The 18,720-nt window shown below is 61.2% G+C and carries 15 protein-coding genes; 8 read left to right on the top strand and 7 right to left on the bottom strand.

The genetic code is table 11. From position 1 onward, the window contains the following. Nucleotides 1-146: 146 nt before the first annotated feature. Complete coding sequence (locus CZ322_RS03095; RefSeq protein WP_087071145.1) at nucleotides 147-1,445, bottom strand: MFS transporter; 1,299 nt, start codon at nucleotides 1,443-1,445, stop codon at nucleotides 147-149. After that, nucleotides 1,442-2,935, bottom strand: a complete 1,494-nt coding sequence (locus CZ322_RS03090) for a CCA tRNA nucleotidyltransferase (protein ID WP_087070171.1) — start codon at nucleotides 2,933-2,935, stop codon at nucleotides 1,442-1,444. The genes CZ322_RS03095 and CZ322_RS03090 overlap by 4 nt, the downstream gene beginning before the upstream one ends. A 36-nt stretch (nucleotides 2,936-2,971) precedes the next feature. On the opposite strand from CZ322_RS03090, the gene CZ322_RS03085 reads away from it, so the two are divergent. From CZ322_RS03085 to CZ322_RS03050, 8 genes are all read left to right on the top strand, one after another. Continuing rightward, nucleotides 2,972-3,511, top strand: coding sequence for an NUDIX hydrolase (locus tag CZ322_RS03085; protein ID WP_026428902.1), 540 nt, complete (start codon nucleotides 2,972-2,974; stop codon nucleotides 3,509-3,511). Next, on the top strand, nucleotides 3,508-4,089 hold the full coding sequence (locus CZ322_RS10320) for a DUF6049 family protein (RefSeq protein ID WP_143231828.1): 582 nt from the start codon (nucleotides 3,508-3,510) through the stop codon (nucleotides 4,087-4,089). Before CZ322_RS03085 ends, CZ322_RS10320 begins: the two co-directional genes overlap by 4 nt. Next, nucleotides 4,001-5,755: a DUF6049 family protein gene (locus CZ322_RS03075; protein ID WP_268760137.1), complete on the top strand. Its 1,755-nt coding sequence runs from the start codon at nucleotides 4,001-4,003 to the stop codon at nucleotides 5,753-5,755. Before CZ322_RS10320 ends, CZ322_RS03075 begins: the two co-directional genes overlap by 89 nt. A gap of 36 nt (nucleotides 5,756-5,791) precedes the next feature. Continuing rightward, nucleotides 5,792-8,497 carry a protein kinase family protein gene (locus CZ322_RS03070; protein WP_143231826.1) on the top strand — a complete coding sequence of 902 codons (2,706 nt, stop codon included), beginning with the start codon at nucleotides 5,792-5,794 and terminating at the stop codon, nucleotides 8,495-8,497. 163 nt (nucleotides 8,498-8,660) lie between these two features. Then, nucleotides 8,661-9,635, top strand: coding sequence for a thioredoxin-disulfide reductase (gene trxB, locus CZ322_RS03065; protein ID WP_087070167.1), 975 nt, complete (start codon nucleotides 8,661-8,663; stop codon nucleotides 9,633-9,635). Between the two features lie 210 nt (nucleotides 9,636-9,845). Continuing rightward, a complete protein-coding gene (locus CZ322_RS09830) occupies nucleotides 9,846-10,187 on the top strand; it encodes a hypothetical protein (protein ID WP_143231825.1) in 342 nt (113 codons plus the stop codon). Between the two features lie 605 nt (nucleotides 10,188-10,792). After that, nucleotides 10,793-12,076: an aminotransferase-like domain-containing protein gene (locus tag CZ322_RS03055; RefSeq protein ID WP_087070165.1), complete on the top strand. Its 1,284-nt coding sequence runs from the start codon at nucleotides 10,793-10,795 to the stop codon at nucleotides 12,074-12,076. 27 nt (nucleotides 12,077-12,103) lie between these two features. Beyond that, entirely contained in the window at nucleotides 12,104-13,123 is a 1,020-nt protein-coding gene (locus CZ322_RS03050) for a D-alanine--D-alanine ligase family protein (protein WP_234984438.1), read from the top strand. 571 nt (nucleotides 13,124-13,694) lie between these two features. Here the strand turns inward: CZ322_RS03050 and CZ322_RS03045 are convergent. The 5 genes from CZ322_RS03045 to yidC form a co-directional block, all read right to left on the bottom strand. Next, a complete protein-coding gene (locus CZ322_RS03045) occupies nucleotides 13,695-15,083 on the bottom strand; it encodes a ParB/RepB/Spo0J family partition protein (protein ID WP_087070163.1) in 1,389 nt (462 codons plus the stop codon). A gap of 12 nt (nucleotides 15,084-15,095) precedes the next feature. Next, nucleotides 15,096-16,037, bottom strand: a complete 942-nt coding sequence (locus tag CZ322_RS03040; protein ID WP_087070162.1) for a ParA family protein — start codon at nucleotides 16,035-16,037, stop codon at nucleotides 15,096-15,098. Between the two features lie 269 nt (nucleotides 16,038-16,306). After that, nucleotides 16,307-16,957 carry a 16S rRNA (guanine(527)-N(7))-methyltransferase RsmG gene (rsmG, locus tag CZ322_RS03035; RefSeq protein WP_087070161.1) on the bottom strand — a complete coding sequence of 217 codons (651 nt, stop codon included), beginning with the start codon at nucleotides 16,955-16,957 and terminating at the stop codon, nucleotides 16,307-16,309. A gap of 21 nt (nucleotides 16,958-16,978) precedes the next feature. Continuing rightward, entirely contained in the window at nucleotides 16,979-17,479 is a 501-nt protein-coding gene (locus CZ322_RS03030) for a Jag family protein (RefSeq protein WP_016442050.1), read from the bottom strand. A gap of 112 nt (nucleotides 17,480-17,591) precedes the next feature. Further along, nucleotides 17,592-18,719 (bottom strand): membrane protein insertase YidC, encoded by a 1,128-nt coding sequence (gene yidC, locus CZ322_RS03025; RefSeq protein WP_087070160.1) that lies wholly within the window; start codon nucleotides 18,717-18,719, stop codon nucleotides 17,592-17,594. Between the last annotated feature and the right edge of the window lies 1 nt (nucleotide 18,720).

Below are 18,720 nucleotides of genomic sequence, written 5' to 3'. Positions count from 1 at the left end.
TTTCCGCGCTCCGCACGGATTCCCGCGCCCCGCGGGGAAAGGAGCACGCGGGCCGCGGTGGCGGCGTCGTACCACAAACGCGGCGGCACGGGCGAAACCGCGGCAGCTAGAACGGAACCACCGCAGTTAGCGCGGAACAGCCGCGGCTAGGGCGTGACCGGGGCGGGCCTCCCGCCGCTGGCGCGCACGAACAGCGCGTACGCGCCGGCCACGCACCACACCATCACGATGAGGGCGAGCTGCACTTCGCGCGACCACCCGATGGTTGGCAGCACCAGGATCGCCACCCCGGCAGCGATGCATTCCGAAATATTGAAAAGCACGTCGTAAATGGAGAAGGCGCGGCCGCGGAACTCATCCGCGGTATCGGATTGCACGATGGTATCCACCGCGATTTTGGCGCCCTGCACCCCAATCCCGAAAATAAAGAGCCCGGCCATCACCCAGGTCAGGTTCGTGGTGGCCGCGATGATTGCCTGGCCGGCGGTGCCGCCCACCAGCGCGCATACCACCCACCAGCTCGGGCTCATGCGTTCGTGGGCGAGAGGCGTGAGGATAATCGACACCCCGTGCCCGAGCACCATCATGCCCAGCAGCATCCCGAAATAGGCGATGCCGGCGTCGGCGTTGGCGGGGTCGGCGTAGAGGTTGCGGCCGGCCAGCACGATGGTGATGAGCTGCATCCCGTATACGAAACGATGCAGGGACATGGTGGTGAGGGCCGCGGCCGGGGTGCGCCGGGCAATGAGGTAGCGCAGCGCCGCCACTAGATCGCGCGCCGCCGCCAGCAGCGCGGTGCCGAAAGAACCGCGCGGGCGGGTATGCGGGCCTAGCTCGTCGCGCCCCAGCAGGCTCGCCACCCCCGATCCGCCCAGGTAGAGCGCCAGCGCACACACCAGCGCCCCCACTTTTTGCATCTCCTCCTCGGGCAGGGCCAGCCGCAGGAAAAACGCCAGAATCGCGCCCAGCGCGGTGGAAGCACCCCCGAGGGTCGGCACCAGAGAATTCGCCACCAGGAGCCGCTCGCGCGACTCCACCACATTCGGCAGCCCCGCGCTCATGCACGCCAGCAGAATCCGGTTGAGCCCGAGGGTCACGAGGGCCAGCACGTAGGTTAGCCACACAATATTCGCCAGCGTGGTCACCACCAGCGCCGCCGTGAGGGCGGCCCGGATCTGGTTGCCGTACACCAAGATTTGGCGGCGGCGCCACCGGTCAATAAAGGGACCGGTAAAAGGCCCCACCAGGGAGAAGGGCAGCAGCAGCACCACGAGGGACAGCGCCACCCCGTGCACATCCGCGCTCGCGGCCGGGTTGAAGAAGAAAAGCGAGGCCAGGCCGATTTGGAACATGCCGTCCCCGCACTGGGTGACGAGCCGGACCGAGAGCAGCTTGAGGAAACCCCGCGAGCGGGCCAGGGAGCGCAGATCGCCTACGAGTTTCACTGGGCGTCCCACCATTCCAGCAGGCGCTTTTCGGCTTCCTCCACACCCAGCGGGCCTTCGTCCAGGCGCAGGGAGAGGAGGTACTGGCGGGCTTTGCCCACCTGCGGGCCAGGCTCAAGGCCGAGCAGCTCCATAATGCGGGTGCCGTCAATATCGGGGCGCACCGCCTCGAGTTCCTCGCGTTCGCGCAGCTCGATAATGCGGCGTTCCAGTTCGTCATTCGCGGCGTGCAGGCGCGCCACCCGCCGCCGGTTCTGGGAGGTGATATCGGCGCGGATGAGGCGCAGCAGGCGCGGGAGGAGCTCCCCGGCATCGCGCACGAACCGCCGTACCGCGCTATCGGTCCAGTCGTGTTCGCCAAATCCGAAAGCCCGCAGATGCAGCTCGACCAGCCGCGCCACGCTTTTCGTCGTCGTTTTATCAAAACGCAGTTCACGCATGCGCGCGCGCGTCATTTTCGCGCCCACCACATCGTGGTGGCGGAACGTGACCGAACCGTCGCTTTCGAAACGGCGGGTGGCCGGCTTGCCGATATCGTGGAACAGCGCGGCCAGGCGCAGGATGAGATCCGGGCCGGGCACCTCCTCATCCTCCAGCGCAATCGCGTTATCGACCACCTGGAGGGTGTGCTGGTACACGTCCTTGTGGCGGTGCTGGGCATCCACGGTATCGGTGAGCGCCGCGATTTCCGGCAGCACGCGCTCGGCCACCCCGGTGTACACCAGCAGCTCAATGCCGCGGCGCGGGGCGGGCGCGGTCATGAGGCGTTCCAGTTCGGCGCGGATGCGTTCCTGGGAGACGATCTCCAAGCGCTCGGCGTAATCGGCCATGGCCCGCAGCACATCGGGAGCCACATCGAAACGCAGCTGCGCGGCGAAACGCGCGGCCCGCATGATCCGCAGCGGATCATCATCGAAGGACTGCGCCGCGGTCACCGGCGTGCGCAGCTGCCCGGCGAGGAGGTCATCCACCCCGCCGCACGGATCCACCAATTCGAGGCTGGGCAGGCGCACCGCCATCGCGTTCACGGTGAAATCGCGTCGGGTGAGGTCACCTTCGAGGTTGTCACCAAAATCCACATCGGGTTTGCGCGAACCGATGGTGTACGTATCAGAGCGGTACGTTGTTACTTCGACGACGACGTCACCGCGCCGCGCCCCCACCGTGCCAAATTCCCGCCCGATATCCCAGGTGGTTCCCCACTGGGCGAGGAGTTTTTCGGTGGTTTCCGGCCGGGCGGAGGTGGTGAGATCAAAGTCGTGAATGGGGGCGCCGAGGAAGGCATCGCGAACCGGGCCGCCCACGAGGGCCAATTCTTCGCCGTGATCTGAGAAGATAGAAGCTAGTTGCAAGATGTCGTCCGGGATATTCGCCAGGGCGCGCTGGCCTGCCAGGAGCAGGAGGGCGCGGCGCTGGCCCGGAGGCATATCGTCCGTTGTTGGAGTCTTCGGAGTCTGTTGAGAAGTGGTCACCCTTAAAGGTTGCCACATCTGGGGGCCCTGACCGTTAGTTGTAGTGTTAGAGGTATGTCGAAGTCAGCACCGTTGCCCTCCAAGTTCGGGGGCCGTAGATCCTGGAGGCGCGCCGCTGCCGTGCACCAGGCTTCTGCGCGGCGCCACTCTCTTCCGGTGGTGAACGAAACGAGTGCCGGGGGAATTGTGATCGGGGTGCGCGGCGGGAAGGCCTACGTGGCGGTGATCGCGCGGCGCAACCGCGGCGGGCGGCTGGAGTGGTGCCTGCCCAAGGGGCACCTGGAAGGTAATGAAACACCCGAAGAAGCCGCCGTGCGGGAAATCGCGGAGGAAACCGGGATTACCGGGCGGGTGCTCATGCATTTGGCCACTATTGATTACTGGTTCTCCGGCACCAACCACCGCGTCCATAAAGTTGTGCACCACTTTTTATTGGAAGGGATGTCCGGGCATATCACCGTTGATAACGACCCGGATCACGAAGCGGAAAAGGCCGAATGGGTGCGCCTGGATCGGGTGGCCTCCCGCCTCGCCTATCCCAATGAACGCCGTATCGTGGCCTCGGCCCGCGCGATTCTCGCGGGGGAGGAATGATGTGGCGGGGCGCGCTTGCCGGGGCCGTGGCGGCCTGGGTGCCGCTGGGTGCTGTTGGGTTGGCGGGTGCGCAAGGTTTAGCCGCGCAACTAGAGCCCGCGCGGGCGCTTCCCGCGCAACATTCGCCCGTGCACGCTCTTCCGGGTCAGGTTCTTCCCGCGCGCCCGGCCGCCGCACCCAGCGTTGAGATCGTGGACGTGGGCGCCCCGGTGCTCGGCGCGGACGCCACCCTCACCCTCACCGCCACCGTGACGAATTCCACCACGGAAACCCGCCATCTCAATTCGGTCTCGCTCTATATCCAGCGCTACGTGCCCTCCTCGCGCAGCGCGGTGCTCAGCTTCATGCGCGCGGAACCCGCCGGCCTGGCCCTGTATGACACCCTCACCCCGGATGCGGATATTGCGCCGGGCACCTCCACCCGCGTCACCTTTTCGATTCCGCGGGAGCGGATTCCCGCCGAGTGGGGGCCGCGCGGGGTCCAGGTGAGTGCCGTGGTGGACGGGGAAACTGCCACGGACCGTAGTTTTATTGNCGCAGGGGGCGAGTTCCCCAGCTGCGCCGTCGGCCCCAAGTAAAACGCCCACGGCTTCGGCTCCCTCTTCGCCTTCGGGTTCCGCGGCGGGCGCCGGGCAGTTGCCCCACCGCTTGCAGACTTTGAACTATTTTGCGCACCCGGGGGTGAGTGCCGCGGTCGATCCGTTGCTCATCGCGGGTGATCCGGAGCGGGCCGCGTTGCAAACTTTTGCGTCCGCGGCCGGGACCAGCGTGTTCTTCGGTTTGGGGGCGGACGTGGATGCCGCGGCCCTCACCCATGCGGGGCGTGCAGATAAGCTCGCCCTGGCGCGGCAGGACGCGGTGCAGGCGGCGCAGACTTCCGGATTCGCGGCGCGGTCCGATATTGCGGTCACGGCGCTGGGAGTGGATCGGGTCACCGCGCGGGCGTTGCGCGATGCGGGGGCCGCGGCGCTCATCACCACCGATGTGGATGCCACGCACGCCTCCTGGCTCAGTCCGAGCGGGCGGGTGAATATTCCGCTCGCCGCGGACGGAAGTGATACGTGTTCGCTCAGCGAGGCTCGCGGTGATGCGGAGGATTCAGGGGCGAGTGCCGCGGGCGATGCAAACGAAACCGCCGATGCGGATGAAGCCGCGGCGCTGCGCGCGGACGGCGTGCTCTCCGCCCTGGTGCAGGGATATTTACCCAGTTCAGACGAGGCAAATGTGCTGGCCTCCGGGGGTGGGGAAGGTTTGCCGGAAGCCGCCGGGAGCCGGCTCTCCGCCATCGATGCCCGCCAAACGGCCCTCGCGCTTTCCGCTGCCACCTACCGGGAGCTTCCCGCCGCGCCGCGCGCCCAGGTAGTGCTGGTGGATCGGCCGGAAAGCGGGGCGCTGCCGGATCGCGATATCGGGGCCGCGCTCGGGGCGCTCACGAGTGCGCCGTGGTTGGCACCCACCGCGGCCGGGGATCTTCTTGACGCGCCCGCGGCCGGGTGTGCCCAGCTTCCCGAGGAGCGCGTACTGCCCGGGGAGATTTCCGCGGCAATGCTGGCCCGCGGTGATGCTCATGTCACCACAATTTCCACCACCGCTGCTCTTACCCCGGCACCCGCTAGTATCACCGGGCCGGTCACCCATCACGCCGCGCAACTGGCGGGGGTGGCGCTCCGCGACCACCACGCGCAGCGTGAGGAGCTATCCGCGCAGCTCACGCAGCTCGCCGAGGAGATGGCCGGTGCCGTCACGGTGCAGCCCTCCTCCACGATTAACATCATTTCGGAAAACGCGGATTTGCCCGTGCACGTGCATAATTCGCTGCCCGTTCCGGTGGGCGCGGTGGTGGAATTGCGCGCCGAAGATTTCCGCATTGTGCCCTCCGATCCCGTTGCGGCAACGATCCCGCCGGCCACCTCCGTCACGGTGGCGGTGCCGGTGCAGGCTTCCGGCTCGGGGAATGTCACGGTGACGGCCGCGGTGACCGACCCGGTGGGCACCGCGATTGGCGTGGTGCAGGATATTAATGTGCGGGTGCGCGCCGGCTGGGAAACCACGGGGACATATATTATTGGCATGCTCCTCGGGGTGCTCTTGCTCGGTGGGATCGCACGCAGCCTGCGAAGCGGGCGGCGTTCGGGCGGCGTCGACCCTGAAAAACATCTCCACAATTTACGTGAGGCTAGCGCGGCGGAAGAAGCCGGGCCGCGCGCCGTCGATAAACTGCGCGAGGAACACGAAATACCATAGGAGTAATGTGGCCGCGAGGCACGGCAAGGAGGAACTGTGAGCGCCATCGGAACCAGGGGCATGACTCTCGCCGGTCGCTACCGCCTGGAGAATTTGTACGAGGAGCAACTCGATATTGCGGGTACCGAGCAGTGGTACGCCGTGGATGACGCGCTCGGCACCGCGGTGCGGGTGCTGCTCATCGGGGATATTCCCACGCGGGCGGATGCGCTGGATGCGGCGCGGCGCACCGGGCTGCTCGACGACGCACATATCGTGCGCACGCTCTCCGTCGGCGAAAATTTCGTGGTGAGCGAGATTCCGTTGGGCACCTCGCTCACCGGTTACGTGCACGGGGAGGGTTTCGCGCCCGAGCAGGCCAAGGCAGTGGTGTGCGAGCTCGCCGCGATTCTCACCCAGGTTTCCGGGCGCGGTATGCGGCATTTGCGTATTACGCCCTCGCGGGTGCGGGTGGGCGATGCCGGGGATGTGTACCTGGACGGCATCGGCATTGACGCAGCTCTGGCCGGTGCGCGCACGGATGAATACGATCCGGCCAGCCTCAATAACGCCGAAGCCGCGGACCTGGTGCTGTTCCTGGCGACCCTGCTCGAGGGCGCCCAGGCGGATGAGACCACCCTCGAGGCGCTAGCGCGCGACGATTCGCTGCCCGATGATATTCGGGAGGTTTTCCGGCGCACGCTTTCCCCGGAGCGCTTGCTTTCCCCCGGGGAGGTGCTGCGCAGCCTCGTGCCCTTCAACCGGCCTGACCTGCGGGAATTCCCCGATCCGGTGCTCGTGGCGCCACAGCTGCCCGGCGGCGGGGATTCGCGTTTCGGTTTCGACCCGCTGGGCGGGCACGTGCGCGGGGGCGCGATTGGCCGCGTCACCTTGGGTTCTAGTCACGTTTCCTTCGGCGCTGAAGATTCTGAGAACGACGACGCCGCAGCTGCCACCAGTGCATCCGGCGAGGCGGCGGAGTTGAGCGAGGCTGGTGAAGCTGGGGACTTTGACGGTTCGGGTGACTTCGGCGGGCCGGGCGCAACCGCTGCCGTTCTCGGAGTTGGCGATGGCGTGCACGCCGGAGAAGAAGTGCCAGAAAGCGAGGACATCTCGGCCGGCGAGCTATCCGGAACTGGTAAGGGATCCGAAACCGGCGGGCCGTCCGAACCCGATGAAACTTCCGCGGCTCCTTCAGCCGCATCGGCCTCCTCCGCTATCGGATCCCAAGAATTGGATCCCGAAGGTGTATCCGGGGCGAATTTCGAAGGCGACGTTGATACCGAATTAGGCATTGCCGCAGCTCCGGAAGTGGAGCTCCACCCGCAGTGGGTCTCCCCGGAGGAATTCCGCGATGAGGAGGAAACCGAGCGGGATTCCGAGGCCAGCTCCTCGGCCGGATCGGAGCTTCATGCCGAGCAATCTTCAGCGCCGGATTCGTCCATCGAGGAAACGGAAGTAAACACTGTTTACGCTGATCGTGGAGAAACCAAGACTGAAGAAACTTCCGCGATCAACATCGATAGCCACAGTGGTCATGCTGCCGGTGGCGGCGTCGTCGCTCAAGATGCCGCCACTCCGCGGTTCCAGCCGCATTTCCCCTCGCTACGCGAAGCGGAACGTGAGCTGGAAGAATGCGAACGTGAGGCGGCGGAACACGAAGCCGCCGCGCGTGCCGCTGCTGAACGCGAAGCCGCTCGGCACGAAAGCGCAGAACGTGAAGCCGCCGCAGCGGAACGCGAGCGCGATTCCGCTCCCACGGTTGCGATAAACAGTGTTCACAGCGGGGCGAGCCCGCAGCGGCGTTCTATTATGAACGTCGGCGATGAGGAAGATGCCGGCCAATCTGAGCGAGCGAATAAGTCCGCCGCCGCGGCCGGAGCTGCTGCATCGGCCGTTCCCGCAGCCGCCACTCCCGTGCCCACAGCTCCTGCGCCCGCAGCACCTCAGGCAGCGTCACGTATTCACTCGGTTTCGGCGGCCGCGCGCGCGAGTGCCGCTCCGGCGAAAGTCGCCGCTCGCACCCGCGGGGATCGCAAGCCGGCCACTCGGCCGCCCGCTCCTTCGCGGCCGATTATCGCCGATGAGGAAAATGGGCGGGCCCTCGGATCGCGCATTTTCGATTCCTCCAAGCTTATCGTTGCGGGCGCAATCGGCCTGGTCGCAGTGGCTTTGTACTTCGCGGTGACCACCTTCTTCCGCCCCACGGACGTGTCCACCCGCCCGCCGGTGATTTCCGCCGCGCCTTCTGCCTCGGCCGATGCGCAGGGTTCGGACGGCCAGAGCGCCCAGCCAAGTGCGAGTGCCGCGCCCTCGCCCAGCTCCGCGGATCCGCAGATCGTTTCGGCGAATCTTCTCAACCCGCAGAAGAGCGAGGCGGATGAGGATTATCCGAAGACGCTCCCGCTGGCCATCGACAAGAATCCGGCAACGGAATGGGCCAGTTGGGAATACCTGCGCAATCCGAAGTTCGGCCTGCTCAAAGACGGAGTCGGGATTGAGCTGCGCTTGGCGAAACCTTCCACGGTCAAGGAAGTGACCTTGCAGCTGAGCGGCCAGGGCGGGAATGTGCAGTGGCGTGATACCACCGCGGATCAACCCAGTGGTGGCACTGTGGTGACCGAAGGCCCAATGAGCGCGAAAACAACGCTTACTGCACCAACACCAGTAAACAGTGATCACGTGGTGTTGTGGTTCACCGAATTACCGAAGAATGCAGCCGGGCAGTTCAAATTGCAGATTTCTGAGATCACCGTGAAGTAAACGGTGTTTACAGGCGGCGTTTATGGGCAGTGTTTACAGGCAGCGCTTATATGCGGCCGGGAATAGCCATGCACCCCGGGACGTTGTACCCAATGATGTGCCCGATGGGGAGCGGTGTGCTCGCGCAACGCGGCACGCTCACTCACAAGAACACAGGAGAAATATGACCGAGAGCGATATTCGTGACGTCATCATCGTCGGATCGGGACCGGCAGGCTGGACCGCCGCGCTGTACACCGCACGCGCGGGCCTGAAACCGCTGGTGATCGGCGGCGCCATCGATGCCGGTGGCGCACTCATGACCACCACCGAGGTGGAAAACTACCCCGGTTTCCCGGATGGGATTTTCGGGCCCGACCTCATGGCCAATATGCAGCAGCAGGCCGAAAAATTCGGTGCCGAAATGGAGTACGACGACGCCCTCTCCATGGACCTGAACGGCGATGTCAAGATCGTGCGCACCGATGAATCCGAATTCCGGGCCCGCACGGTCATTCTGGCCCTCGGATCGGCCTACAAGAAGCTCGGTCTGGATGGCGAGACCATGTTCGCCTCCCGCGGGGTTTCCTACTGCGCCACCTGCGATGGCTTCTTCTTCAAGGATCAGGAAATCGCCGTGGTGGGTGGCGGGGATAGCGCCGTCACGGACGCCCTCTTCCTCACCCGCTTTGCGACCAAGGTGCATGTTATCCACCGGCGCGATGAGCTGCGCGCCTCGAAGATCATGGCGGATCGCCTCCTCGCCGACCCCAAGATCGTCATGCACTGGAACAGCGAAATCACCAATATTCGCGGGGAAGACGGCGGTTCCATGAACGCGCTCACCCTCCATAACAACGTGACCGGGGAAGATTCGAACCTCGATGTGACCGGCCTTTTCGTGGCCATCGGTCACCTCCCGCGTACGGAAATTCTTGAGGGACAGCTTAAATTGGACGACGGCGGCTATATCGTCGTGAACCATCCGCACACCGAAACCTCGATTCCCGGAGTTTTTGCCTGTGGGGATGTGGTGGATCGGTACTACCGCCAGGCTATTTCCGCAGCTGGCACCGGGTGCCGGGCGGCTCTCGATGCGGAACGTTACCTTGAAAACCTCGCGGCTCAGCAGGCTGCCGCAGGTGGGACCGTGGCGTAACTGCTCTGTTGGGGTTGTGAGGCTAGCGCTACGTAACTTCTTTGGTGGGAGCGCTACGGGACACTCACACGATGAGCGTCTCGCGTACCTCAGCGCGGGGTGCTGCTTGTTTATTTAGAAAACCGGCGAGGTGGATGACTGATCCGCCTCGCCGTTTCGCGTTTAGGATGATGGCTAGGGTTCCTACCCGCTCGGCCGGAAGGAGGTGCCATGGCCACGTATCGACCCGAGGTTCCAACTTTGCTGCTCTTCACAGCTTCGTGGGTTCCCTATGATCGGCCAATGCGCGTGATTTTCGAGGAGAGCGTCGTCGACCTTCATCGTTTAATGCCGGACATAAACTTCGACGCATGGTGCGTCAATCTGGACGTCCTCACTCAGCCACCCGTAGGCCCGCGGCGCAACTCCGAAACCACCGCTGCTGCCGGGGCGGGTGCCGAGATCCAGCACATCCTGCCCGGTGGCGCTCCGGAACATCAGATCGATTTTTCGGAGCTCTCCGCGGAAGTAACCCGCGCAAATCCAGCACGCTCTGGGTTATGGCGGTATTGATCCGCTGGAAGATGAGCCGGCCGGTGGTGGCCTCGCTGATAGTGACCCCGCGAATAGTAATCCCATCGTTAGCGACCCCGAAAATACCGATTCCGGCGACACTCGCGCCACTGATACTGGCGCTTCGGATTCTGGCCCCAGGAACGATGCCATTCCAGAAACGCACGCGCCGAATCCGTGGGAGGAAGTCGCTTCTTTTATCCCGCGGCTCGAATGGCTGCCGACCCTGCTCCTTATCTACCAGGGCAAAGAATATGCGCGGTTTCCGGGGCTGGTTCCCAAACTTGAGATCCGAGCTGAACTTCTGGCCCAATTCTCTGGCCTCGCGAAAGTCGAGAAACTCGAGAAACTCGGGAAACTCGCGGCATCCGAATAAACGTGGTGCTGACACGGGCCTTTCTTTGCGGGTACGCTACTACCCCATAGGACTCACACGCTCGGACCGGCGATATTTCTGCGGCAGCGCCGCGGTAGTCCCGCTGTTGTCTTGTGGTAATCCTATGGTTGCCCCGCGATTGAGTGATGCACAAAGCACACCGGCGGAGATTGTTTTATCGCGGCCCCGAGCGTGGCACACTTAGTGTGTTAAAAGAGAAGGAGAACGTATGGGCGAGCAGCACGCCGGTCCCGGATTTACCAGACTTGATCCATGGTACAATGTCTATGCTGATCGAGCTTTAGGAATGAAGCAATCTGAGGTTCGTCAGCTTTTCGCAGTTGCAAATCGCCCCGAAGTTGTGTCTCTTGCAGGGGGAATGCCTAATATTAGCGGGCTACCTCTAGAGTTCCTCGCGGAGATGACCGCACGGCTCATCCGTAATAACGGCGCCAAAATGCTACAGTACGGCGGTGGCCAGGGTACTGAAGAGCTCCGCGAAATGATCGTGGAAGTGATGCGGCCCGAAGGAATTCGCGCCCACCCGGACGATATCAATATTACGACCGGCAGCCAGCAAGCCCTCGATCTCGTTTCCCAAATCTTCATCAACCCGGGCGATGTTGTTATTGCCGAAGCTCCTTCCTATGTTGGGGCGCTGGGAACTTTCCGGGCGTACCAAGCCCATGTGGTGCACGTGGAGATGGATGCCAACGGCCTGATTCCTGAACAACTTGAGGAAACCATCAAGGATTTGGAAGCCGTCGGGAAGCCAATCAAGTTCCTGTACACCATCCCTAATTTCCACAACCCGGCCGGCGTGAGCCAATCCGAGGAACGCCGCCGGCGCATTGCCGAGATCTGCGATGAACACCATGTTCTTATCGTGGAAGATAATCCCTATGGTCTGCTCGGTTTCGACGGCGATCCCATTCCCGCCATCCAGACCTTCAACCCGGACGGCGTTGTGTACCTGGGATCCTTTTCTAAGACCTTCGCGCCTGGGTTCCGGGTGGGCTGGGCGTTGGCCCCGGCCGCACTGAGCGCGCGTCTCACCCTCGCCGCGGAAAATGCGATCCTGTGCCCGACCACCTTCGGCCAGCTCGCTATCGCAGAATATCTGCGCACCTATGACTGGTATCAGCAGGTGAAGGAATACCGCGGTATGTACGCCGAGCGTGGGCAGGCCATGCAGGCCGCGCTCGAAAAGTACATGCCCATGTGCACGTGGAATAAGCCGCGCGGTGGCTTCTATACCTGGGTCAAACTGCCTGGCGGCCTCAATGCGCATGAGATGCTTCCCCGCGCGGTGAAGAACCTCGTGGCGTATGTTTCCGGAACTGCTTTCTTCGCCGACGGCCAGGGTACTGATCATATGCGGCTGTCCTTCTGCTACCCCACCCCGGAACGCATTACCGAGGGCGTGCGCAGGCTTGGCGAAGTTATTAGCCAAGAAAATGACTTGGTCCAGATGTTCGGCGTGGATGATTCCTCGCCACAGGCAACGAAGTAATTCGATTGCTATCGGTTCTCATCAGTGATGAGTAGAGTGAAGTCCGGAGGGAAAATGGACAATATTCTTACCGTTGCTATTCTTGCCGGTGGTCTCACGCACGAACGCGATGTGTCGCTGAGTTCGGGGCGTCGGGTCGCCACACTCCTGCGGGAAGCAGGCGCGCAGGTCAAGGTTCTCGATGTTGATGCAACCCTGCTTCAGCGCCTCAGCTCCATGAACCCTACGGTGGTGTGGCCGTTGGTGCACGGCGCGACCGGGGAAGACGGAGCTCTTCAAGATCTGCTTTCTCTCAGCGGGTACCGTTTTGTAGGGTCGACGGCGAACGCCGCCCGAATCGCCTCTAATAAAACGGTCGCACAATCGCTTTTGCGCCACGCCGGGCTTGCCGTACCGTGGTCGGTCAGCTTCCCAGAAGCTCTTTTCCGCGAGGTTGGGGTTGCACCTATTTTTGATCTTCTCGGGGAACGCTATGAATTCCCGCTGGTGGTGAAGCCGAATTTGGGCGGGTCAGCACTGGGAGTAACTATTGTTGATAAACCAGGGGACCTCCCCCGGGCGATGGTCGATTGCTTCGCCTACGGGGAAGAAGCACATGTCGAAACGTTTATCGACGGAACGGAAGTTTCTGTTTCGGTTATTGACGGGCCGGAAGGGCCTATCGCGCTTCCTCCGGTCGAAATTGAGACCGACGGACCTTATGATTACGACGCGCGCTACTTCGCTGGCCGCGCTAAGTACTATGTACCTGCTCGTCTCTCTGATGAGGAAAAGGCACGGGTTACCGAAGCCGCGCTCACGGCGCATACCACCCTCCGACTTCGCGATGTTTCCCGGATTGACCTCATCGTCAAAGAAGGTACTCCGTATGTCATCGATGTCAATATTGCACCGGGGATGACGGAGACTTCACTGCTTCCCCAAGCAGTCGAAGCATATGCGCGAGAGAATGAGACTAGCCCCGAATCGCTCTACCTGCAAATCCTGCACCGCGCAGCAGATCGGGATATCAGCGAGCCGGAAGACCTCCCTGAAATGGCGAAGTAGTGACATAGGAACTCCAGGCAAGTCTCCAAGCAGCGGGCAATGTTTCACGTGAAACATTGCCCGCTTTCGTTTCCACAATGCCACGAACACTGTTCAATTGCTCGATTAGCGCGGTAGTAATAATGCGTTGCCTCCGGCGAAAATACATATGCTACTTCTACCCTCCACGCAATGCAGTCTCGCTGCAGCACTCGCTCAAAACTCAATGAGTCGAGCTAGCTAATTTGTTGGCCAGGATGTTTCACGTGAAACATCCTGCAGTTGAATTCCTCTATCCAGTCCTTCTCCATCGGGCTACTTTTCGACCGTTGGTCCTGGGCTACTTTTCGACCGTCGTCAACAGCGTCGCCAATATTTGTAACAGCACCGTACCGGCGCTCAGATCACTCCACAAACCTATATAAACCTACGCATACTGGGTCACTAAAGTTGCATGAGTCGTGCGTAGTTTCTCGATTACTTTCCAGCCAGGGCTAACAATATCAACCCCGCATAAAGGAGCGGTGTTTGAATAAGGAAGCGGGGCAACGTTTCACGTGAAACATTGCCCCGCAATCGAAAGACTCGCAGTCTATTCCTTGCCACTTTCCTCATCCGGAATATCTACACCAGCGACATCCGGCGCCAGCACCGCCAAAATACGATTGAGATCCTCGAGCGACCCGAAATCAATGCGCATAGTCCCCTTCGTGCGGCCCATATCGACCTTCACGCGAGTATTGAGTCGGTCACCCAATTGTGTTGCAACCGAGCTCAGTTCGTTCTCGTATCGTTTCACGCGACCTCGGCGAACCGAAGCTGGGGTCGATTCATCCCCGAGCGCAACGATCTCCTCAACCGCGCGGACGGACAATCCTTCTGCCACGATTCGCTGCGCCAATCGTTCCATCGCTCCCGCGTCGGCAAGACCAAGAAGAGCACGCGCATGCCCGGACGACAGCACACCTGCCGCAACCCGCCGTTGCACCAACGCCGGAAGTTTCAAAAGTCGCAAGGTGTTAGTGATCTGAGGGCGCGAACGTGCGATTCGTTTCGCGAGTTCGTCTTGGGTGCACTGGAAGTCCTCAAGTAACTGCTGATAGGCAGCTGCTTCTTCCAACGGGTTGAGATTAGCTCTGTGTAGATTCTCTAGAAGTGCATCACGGAGCAAATCTTCATCAGAAGTACGCCGAATAATGGCGGGAATATGAGTCAAGCCCGCCCGTTGGGTAGCACGCCAGCGCCGCTCGCCCATAATGAGTTCGTATCGAGCTTCCGGATGGTTATCCAAAGGGTCACTAAGTGGGCGAATAACAATGGGTTGAAGAACGCCCACTTCTTTAATCGACTGTGCGAGTTCCTCTAAATCGTCATCATCGAAATTAGTACGAGGCTGTGCTCGATTGGGAACGATAACATTGACATCAATCTCTCCGTAGGTGGCACCCGGCACGGCAACGAGGTCATCTTCCGATGTTTCACGTGAAACATTGTTCGGCTCTGTTGCGTCAGTCCCCGCGACACCGTGAGTCCCCGCCGCAACAGCGCCAACCTCAACAACGGGAGCTTCCTCGATTACGTTAGTACCCTCAGCTCCAACAGCCTTCGCTCCAGTTATCACGCCCTGCGATTCGACTACACCATCCGGTGTCCCGGCCGCACCACTACCGCCCTGAGTCTTCTTACTAGCCACCTTCTTCTTAGATGCAGCAGCTGACGGTTTCGAAGCTGTGCGCTTGGAACCGCCCGATGTTTCACGTGAAACATTCTCGTCCGCCGAGCCATATCCAAGATCGAGGGGATTAGCCTCGTCCTGTTGAGAGTCACGCTGCCGTGAGCCCGCAGCCTCCCGCGAACCCGAGTCCTTCTTCTTCGCGGTACCGAAAAAGATATCGATAGGACTTTCGGTATTCTCTGCCTGTTCCGGTGGAATGAGGGCACCGAGTCCACTGCCTAAACCACGCCGTTTGCGAGTTGCCACGATGGATCCTAACTATGAGAGAGCTGAAAATTCTTTTGCTGCCGCTAGATAGGCAATAGCGGCACGATTTCGGGGATCGTGGGTGAGTACACTCTTCCCGAAGGACGGCGCTTCCGCAGCGGCCACGGACCGAGGAATCTCCGTATGAAGCACCCGGTCACCGAAGTGCGAACGCACTTCCTCGGATACATCCTTCGCCAGATTTGTGCGGGTATCCACCATCGTCACAATAAACGCCGAGATATGTAGCTTCTCATTGCGAGATGAGCGCACATCCTCAACCGTCTGCACTAATTGAGCCACACCCTGGAGCGCATAAAATTCCGCCTGAATCGGTACCAGCACCTCATCAGCAGCCACCAGCGCACTCACTGGCAACAGCGCCATACTCGGCGGGCAATCAATAAATACAAAGTCAAAAGCCTTGCCCTGCGCCGCGAAACTATCCATTGTTTCCCGGATCGCGTCGCGCAAAATAGAATAACGCCCTGGCACCTGGCCTAATTCAAAGTCAACGGCTGCCAAAGTAATCCTCGACGGAGCCACGTAGAGATTCGGAATATCCTCGAGCTGAATAAGGACATCCTCGAGCCGTGCTTCGCCTTTAAAAACTTCATAAACGTCGTTGCGTTCTTCCTGTGGGCTAATACCTAAGCCAGTGGAGGCATTCCCCTGCGCATCCGCATCGACCAGCAAGACCCGCATTCCGTTGAGAGCAAGGGCAGCAGCCATATTCACAGCAGTGGTGGTTTTGCCGACGCCGCCCTTTTGATTTGTCACCGCAACAACGCGAGTGTGTTCAGGCTTCTGGAATTTACTCGCCTTGACCTTCTTGAGACGCTTAAAATCCTCGCGAAGCTCGCGGGCGATCGGAGTGTCCCGATCCTGTGGTGCAGGCGAAGGTGCCGAACTCGGCGCAGCACGACGTCCAACTTTTTTACGGGGATCACTCATAAATAACGCCCTCCTTACCTCAGAACATTCTAGCCGGTATCAGGCCGTCCCTGTGCCGCCGTCATCTGCATCACGGACGTTATCCACAAGCGCCACACATCCCGAACGTATGTTCGATAGACCTGGCCGAACCGGAACACGTCCCGTATAAATCCAGCATACGTCCCTTATAAAACCGGGCCTCACAACTAAGCCGTGGAAAACTAAGTAGCAAACAACCAAGTTCTCAAGCCCGGTAAGCCATCAACCCAGCAACACGCCCGCCTGACCTACGAAACCTTCTTGACCACCTCGACCACTCGAGTAGCCTCGTCTGTTCCGACGGGCACCACGGTATAAACCGCAACCTCCGCAGCGCCGTAGCGCTGCAACTGCGCTGCGGCGTCGTTAATTTCTTGGGCGGCACGCTCGCCCTTAAGGGCGACCAGGCGTCCGCCAGGTTTGACCAGCGGCATCGTCCACGGCAGTAATTTCTTGAGTGCCGCGACGGCACGGGCGGTCACAATATCCGCCGCGAATCGGCCTTTGAGTTGCTCCGCGCGGGCAGTCCGGACCTTCACATTACGCAAATCCAGCTCGCCCACCACGTAGCGCAGCCATTCGGTACGCCGCTCCATGGACTCAATCAACGTGACGGTCACGTCCGGCCGCACAATTGCCAGCACAATTCCGGGAAAACCGGCACCGGAACCCACGTCGCCCACCGTGGCATCCGCCGGAATAAACTCCTCAATAGCGAGGGAATTGAGCAGGTGCCGGGACCACAAGCGGCCCAGTTCGCGCGGCCCCACAAGCCCGCGCACCTCGCCTTCTTCTTCGAGCAGGCGCGCAAAATGAAGCAAGGTTCCCCATGTCGCCGTGCCGAAATGCTCGGCACCGGCGGCAGGAGGAACCTCGATCACAGGATGTTCTTCCGCCATATATGCGTATTAATCCTCGCCTTAGTCTTCGTCCGCGGGCTTGATGACTACGTGACGCCCGGCGCCCACACCTTCGGAATCGGAAACGAGCCCGGCGGCGGCAGCGGCGTCGTGCACAACCTTGCGCTCGAAGGGATTCATGGGATCCAGCTCGATTTCATCGCCGGTTTCCTGCACCTCGCGGATGGCTTCCGCGGCGATTTCCTCAATCTTGGCGCGCCGTTCATCGCGATAACCCGCAATATCCAGCATGAGCCGCGAGCGTTCCCCGGTCTTTTCCTGAACCGCGAGGCGGGTCAGATCCTGGAGCGCGTTGAGAGTGGCACCGTGCCGGCCCACCAGGCGGCGCAGCCGCTCATCGGCTTCACCCTCGGTGACAATGGCGATCGTGGCACGATCTTCGTCAATCGAGATATCAATATCGCCGTCGAGATCAGCAATATCCAGCAGTTCTTCGAGGTAGTCAGCCGCAATATCGCCTTCGCGATCAAGCTTCTTAATATCCTCAGACGTTTCGCTCATTCTTTCTCCTGGTATCCGGGGGATCCCCTTCTGGGGCTGCCAAGATTTTGCGCAACCCGTCCGTTCCTTTTCTTTGACTAAGTTTAGCTTGTTCTACGCCGGTAGCCGGGTGTTATTTCCCGCGGTTTTTCTTATTCTTTTTGGCGCGGGCCCGAGCCCGTTCGGCCTGGCGGCGTTCGTAGCGCTTGCGGGCACGTTCTTCATCCGTCAAACCATCTTTGCCGACGGCGGGCTTATCATCCTCGTCCTCATCCGCGGGGCGCGGCATATAAGCATCCGGACTCAGCCCGGCTTTCTTCGCGCGTTCCTTGCTCATCGGCTGGTAGCGCTGGCCGCCCTTCTGCTCCTGCTCTTCCAGTTCGGCAATTTCCTCCTCGGTGAGACCCTTGCGCTTGCGCTTTTCCAGGATCCGCTTCTCACGCTCAATATAGGCACGCGAACCAGGCGTGGGATTATGGCGAATGAACCAGCTCTGCTGACCCATATTCCACAGGTTACCGGCGCACCAGTAAATGAGTACGCCCACCGGGAACACCGCGCCGGAGAACACATAGATCAGCGGCATGCCGTAAAGCATCATGCGCTGCATGCGCAGGGCCGCGTTATTCGGGTCCTTCTGTTCCGGCATATTCTTCGTCATGAGCTGACGCTGCGTCCAGAACATGCTGAGGATCATGATGATCACCAGAACGACGGCGACAATCCGTACCTGCGTGGCATTGGCAAATTGGCCCGCGGTTGAAATAGTGGCGGACATCGGGGCGCCAAAGAAGGTGGTGTCCTCGAAGGACTGCGCCACCGGCTGGGTGATCGGCCCAATGGGCCCGCGCTTGCCGTTAGCTATAGAGGGGAAGTTAATGAGCACCCGGTACAGAGAGAAGAGAATCGGCATCTGCACCAGCATCGGCCAGCAGGATGCCATGGGGGAGGCCCCGTGTTTGCGGTAAAGCGCCTGGAGTTCTTCCTGCTGGCGTTGCATGGACACCTGGTCGCGCTTCCCCTTGTACTTCTTCTGCAGCTTCTGAATATCGGGTTGCAGCACCTGCATTGCCCGCGAAGCGCGAATCTGCCGGTTATACAGCGGCAAGATGAGCAGACGAACCACAATGGTCAAGCCGATAATGGCGCAGACCCACGCCGGCCCGGCGCCCTGGTTCATTCCCAGGAGTACGAGTCCTTCGTGGATGCCGTACATCACCCACGAGACCGCCCACATAAACGGAGCGAGAATTGTATCCACT

It is taken from the genome of Actinotignum timonense (assembly GCF_900155575.1).
In the GTDB taxonomy this organism is placed as follows: Bacteria; Actinomycetota; Actinomycetes; order Actinomycetales; family Actinomycetaceae; genus Actinotignum; species Actinotignum timonense.
The sequence above is the reverse complement of the archived record's forward strand: the minus strand, read 5'-3'. Positions and strand labels throughout refer to the sequence as shown.

What these genes read in the sequence shown, in the direction of transcription:
- CZ322_RS03090 (WP_087070171.1), bottom strand. Translation starts at nt 2,935, where the DNA reads ATGTGGCAACCTTTAAGGGTGACCACTTCTCAACAGACTCCGAAGACT.
- CZ322_RS03085 (WP_026428902.1), top strand. Translation starts at nt 2,972, where the DNA reads ATGTCGAAGTCAGCACCGTTGCCCTCCAAGTTCGGGGGCCGTAGATCC.
- trxB (WP_087070167.1), top strand. Translation starts at nt 8,661, where the DNA reads ATGACCGAGAGCGATATTCGTGACGTCATCATCGTCGGATCGGGACCG.
- CZ322_RS09830 (WP_143231825.1), top strand. Translation starts at nt 9,846, where the DNA reads ATGGCCACGTATCGACCCGAGGTTCCAACTTTGCTGCTCTTCACAGCT.
- CZ322_RS03055 (WP_087070165.1), top strand. Translation starts at nt 10,793, where the DNA reads ATGGGCGAGCAGCACGCCGGTCCCGGATTTACCAGACTTGATCCATGG.
- CZ322_RS03050 (WP_234984438.1), top strand. Translation starts at nt 12,104, where the DNA reads ATGAGTAGAGTGAAGTCCGGAGGGAAAATGGACAATATTCTTACCGTT.
- CZ322_RS03040 (WP_087070162.1), bottom strand. Translation starts at nt 16,037, where the DNA reads ATGAGTGATCCCCGTAAAAAAGTTGGACGTCGTGCTGCGCCGAGTTCG.
- rsmG (WP_087070161.1), bottom strand. Translation starts at nt 16,957, where the DNA reads ATGGCGGAAGAACATCCTGTGATCGAGGTTCCTCCTGCCGCCGGTGCC.
- CZ322_RS03030 (WP_016442050.1), bottom strand. Translation starts at nt 17,479, where the DNA reads ATGAGCGAAACGTCTGAGGATATTAAGAAGCTTGATCGCGAAGGCGAT.